Origin of the sequence: Planococcus sp. ISL-109 (assembly GCF_018613655.1) — a bacterium.
Taxonomy (GTDB): Bacteria; Bacillota; Bacilli; order Bacillales_A; family Planococcaceae; genus Planococcus.
On record NZ_JAGGPW010000035.1, the window covers coordinates 2,519 to 7,076 of the forward strand.

Sequence of the window (4,558 nt, forward strand, 5' to 3'; positions counted from 1 at the left end):
TAGATTTCTTTGGTTCGAGTGAATGAAATTTGTTAGTGCTTCTATAGGATTCGTCCACAGTTGGGGGAATCGCTTCCTTGGTGGGGTTGAGCGGTTTATAGGCTGAATTGGGGTGTGGAAATGTGCCGCTGTTTATTTTAGCTTCACGAATATATCCGCCGCTTCGCTTGGGCCCCGCCCCCATAAGCGCGAGGCGGCTTTTTGATTCCATTTAATCGAATGTATGTAGGCATCGGTTTCTATATAACTCGCCCTCAAACGGAAAACACTTTTCCCCTCACTAATTATCGGGAAAAAGTGTGCAGCATCATTTTGATAACAGAGAGATGTCTTCCATTACGTACTAGCTATGAAGGATGAAGAAACTAGCAGCCACTGTATACCTAAAGCTGAAGCGGAAGGGGCTGACGCCGGAGGGACTGCGCGGGACTGGCGAGACAAATGTGGCGCGCACTTTGCGGCACATTGGCTCGACGCCCGCCCCTCGGCAAGCATGCCCCTGGAGCGCAAGCTCTACCCTCACTTTTTATACCCAACTCTTCTAGCAAATCAAAATCCGTAACTGATTTCTGCTTGCAGTATCGAAAACGCGATGCCCCTGCTTACCTCTCTAAACCTAAAGCTGAAGCGGAAGGGGCTGACGCCGGAGGGACTGCGCGGGACTGGCGAGACAAATGTGGCGCGCACTTTGCGGCACATTGGCTCGACGCCCGCCCCTCGGCAAGCATGCCCCTGGAGCGCAAGCTCTACTCTCACTTTTTATACCCAATCCTTCTAGCAAACCAAAATCCGCAACTGATTTCTGCTTGCAGTATCGAAAATGCAATGCTCCTGTTTACCACTCTAAACCTAGAGACGGAGCGAATGAATAAGTGAAGGGCAACTGAACTTATTCATTTGCGACGCATCTGCTTGCAGATGTGGCGCGCACTTTGCGGCACATTGGCTCGACGCCCGCCCCCTCGGCAAGCATGCCCCTGGAGCGCAAGCTCAAAACTTCTTCATTTATTCTACAAAAAAAAGAACCTCCATAAATGAAGGCTCTCTAACGTTCTTCCACATGCTCGATCTGGTAATCCCCGTACTCATCAATCACAATCGTATACCGGCGCCGATGATCAAAGGTGCCCGTCTCCCCATCCGCCTCATGATAATAAAACACTGCGCCTGCCTCGACATACGCCACATTTCCCTCAATCTCCACCGACGTAATCTCAGGCACCACCGAATCGAACACACGGCCTGCTTCCACATATTCCTCAATGACGCTATCCACCGCTTCCACCGCCTGGCTTTTCGGCACCAAATACGACGAATAATAATTCAGCTCCGGATCATTCATTGAATACGGCAATAAATCGTAATACGCTTCCACGAAACTCGACAATAGCGCCTCATCGAAATACGCCCCGCGCACAGACGGTTCCATCAATTGGTCGTCCGGCAGCGGCTGCGGATTCGCGGCCCAGCCTTCCAATAGCTCCATCTCCGCATACAGCGGAATCGCATAGCCGATCTCCGGATTATCTTCCAGCATGACCGAATTGATGCCCAGCACTTTGCCGGTCGTCGCGTCAATCAGCGGGCCGCCGCTCGAGCCTTGCTTGATAAGTGCCGTCATTTCATACAGATCCTCATAGACGAACACTTCCGAGAAATCGACATCGGTCTGGGTGATTTCCCCTTCTGTCGCCGAGTTCGCCGCGTTTTCCGGGCTGCCGATCGCAATGACCGGCGTACCTGCTTCGACCGGTTCAAGTTCTTGTTCGAGCGGTTCTTTGCCGGCGAGATCTTCCACTCGCACGAGCGCCAGGTCTTCATCGATCGAGATGCCGATGACTTTTCCCGCGAACTCCTGGCCATCGCTATTGACGAGTGAGATAAATGTTGCGTCCTGCACGACGTGGGCGTTCGTCAAAATGTCGCCTTGGTCGTTGAACAAAAAGCCGGAGCCTTGCTCGAAATCGGTATAAATCGTATAGACATGGGTTTTCGCGCCCGCAATCATGACCGCTTTTTCCTGCGCTGCCGTGTCGACCGGCGACTCGGCTTGCTCTGGCTCTGGCTCCGTCTCTGTGACCGTTGTTCCGCAAGCTGCGAGGAACAGCGCCGCAAGGAAGACGACGAACCACTGCTTCATCCGTTTTTCCATAGACTCAACCCGCTTCCGTTAATGTGAGTTCATTATAGCAAGTACTAAACGAAAAAGGAACGTTCACAGAAACGTTTACAGTCTTGGAATGCCTTTTCAAAAAAGCCAGTGCTGAAGTTTATTCCAGTAATTCCCAAATAAAAAAAGCCTTGCAAGCCCACTTTTGCGGCCTGCAAGACAGTTTTTGGATTATTGTTCCAACGCTTCGAGAATCGGCCTTTCGAATACCGGTGCGAACGTTCTCGAGAACGTGGCGGTCAAATGGTTGCTGTCGAAATGGGTGACGATGTTTCCGATGACGTAATGGCAATACTCGCCGTCACAGAAATACTCTGTCACATCCATTGTCGTTGCAGTTTCCGGCATATAGTCGACCGTGCTTAACGGGCTCGGTTCCCGGATGATGTCTTGTTGTTTTGCTTTGCAGTTTTCGGGCGCATCTGCGTTTTCGCTGATGCAGCTCAGTACATTTTCATCGTACCAAGGCGTATCCCGCACTAAAAATAACGGAATGTCATGCTGCTCAAAATATTTCCAGGCATCGGTAAAGCCGTCTGAAATTTCATCGAAAGCTTCTTTTGGGCTGCCGACGTTAGCGACTGTGAAGATGAGGTCTGGTTTGTTTTGGACGAGTTCTTCTTTGACATTCACGAACCATTCGTCACATTCGGAATAATTGCTGCGGCTTTGTTCTGTAAAGCGGCAATTGCCTTTTAAATACGTGACAATCTTCAGATTATGCGCTTTCGCTAGTTCTGCGAGCATCGGCTGCCAGTGCGCCGCATGCGAACCTCCGACTAATGCGATTGTATAATCGAATTCCTCGAGTTCCCCGTACTCACACCGTTTTGTATCTATTGTTCCTGTGCCGGTCAAACAGCCGTCCGCATAAATCACTGATCTATCTTGAAGCGCGACATCCAAATTCGGCAAGTACGGCTCTGCAAAATCAGAGTGCCGAGCCAACTTGCCATCTTCCAAATAGGTGAATGCGCCTGGATGCGTTTCTAAGCTTTCACTCAGCAGCTCTGAACTAACGTTAGGCCCTGCCATGAAGGTTTCCTGATAGACAACCGTCGACATCCAGATGGCACCGGAGAAGACGGCGATGATGGTGGCCGTTTTCCATAACGGAAACTGGATTTTGCGGATCGGCAATTCGAATCCGTAGATTGTGAAATACGCGAATGCTGATGAGGCTGCGATGATTGATAATCCGCCCAACAGCGAAACCGATTCGACACCGAACAGCGCGTAATAGAAAATGAGTAATGGCCAGTGCCATAAATAGAACGCATAGGAAATGCTGCCGAACTTCACGAGCGGCTTCCAGCTCAGAACCCGGAACGCGCTGTAGTGGGTGGAATAATTCCCGGCGATGATGATCAACACAGCCGATAACACTGGCCACAGTGCCGCGATGCCTGGGAATAATTGCGACACTTGAAGCACGATGCCGCAGCTGATAAGGCCGATGATGCCGAGCCAGCCGAACAGCCACGCAACGCGGCTTGAAACGACGAGCTGGTGGATGGTCAGCGCCAAAATTCCGCCGATCCCGAACTCCCATACCCGCGTGAACGTATGGTAATACGCCACCGGCTGATTGGCGGCCGTCAAGTAGATTGAGTAGCCGAGCGACACGACGACGATGAACGAAATCAAGACGAGCAGCATGCGTTTCATGTGATTGCCGGAAATGAGGCGGAGTAGCGTGATGGCTACGAAGAACACCACCAGCCAAACTAGGTAAAACTGGAACTGGATGCTGAGTGCCCAAAAATGCTGGAATGGCGATGCGCTATTGTTCTGCGCCAAATAATCGACCGAGTCCGCGGCGAGCCGCCAATTCTGGAAATAAAACACGGACGCTAAAAACTCATTGATGTTCTGGCTTTTCGTGAAAGCCGGCAGTATGTATAAACTGGCGACCAAGGTCGTGATGCCGATCAACCAAGCGGTCGGCAATAAGCGCTTCAATAGCTTGACGACATAAGAGAAATAAAGGATTTTGCCGTTTTTTCGGTACATGGACAAAAGCGAAGTCGTAATCAGAAAGCCCGATACGACAAAGAATACGTCCACTCCACCGGATACGCGGTTAAACCATATATGATAGATTGCGACCAATATGGCAGCAATCGTTCGTAAGCCTTCCAATTCGGGGCGGATACGTCTTTCGGATTTCATAATAACGAGTGCAACTCCTTACAAATTAATCAAAACACCTTTTTATATTAGCATATTTAACCTTTCAAAACATGTTTTCTGACAATTCTTAACATAAGCTTCACAATGAGTTTCTTCCTATAATAGGCTGTCGAGAAACCTAGGAAAACGTGATTTTCCGAAGCTTACCGCTCGCTTTCCGTGGGGCGGGAATCGACATACCTGTCAACTTAAGAA

At 50.1% G+C, this 4,558-nt stretch carries 2 protein-coding genes; both read right to left on the reverse strand.

Translation table 11 applies throughout. From position 1 onward, the window contains the following. Nucleotides 1–1,045: 1,045 nt before the first annotated feature. Entirely contained in the window at nt 1,046–2,152 is a 1,107-nt protein-coding gene (locus J7E21_RS15885; RefSeq protein ID WP_215109569.1) for a S1 family peptidase, read from the reverse strand. 189 nt (nt 2,153–2,341) lie between these two features. Then, on the reverse strand, nt 2,342–4,342 hold the full coding sequence (locus J7E21_RS15890) for an acyltransferase family protein (RefSeq protein ID WP_215109571.1): 2,001 nt from the start codon (nt 4,340–4,342) through the stop codon (nt 2,342–2,344). Between the last annotated feature and the right edge of the window lie 216 nt (nt 4,343–4,558).

What these genes read in the sequence shown, in the direction of transcription:
- J7E21_RS15885 (WP_215109569.1), bottom strand. Translation starts at nt 2,152, where the DNA reads ATGGAAAAACGGATGAAGCAGTGGTTCGTCGTCTTCCTTGCGGCGCTG.
- J7E21_RS15890 (WP_215109571.1), bottom strand. Translation starts at nt 4,342, where the DNA reads ATGAAATCCGAAAGACGTATCCGCCCCGAATTGGAAGGCTTACGAACG.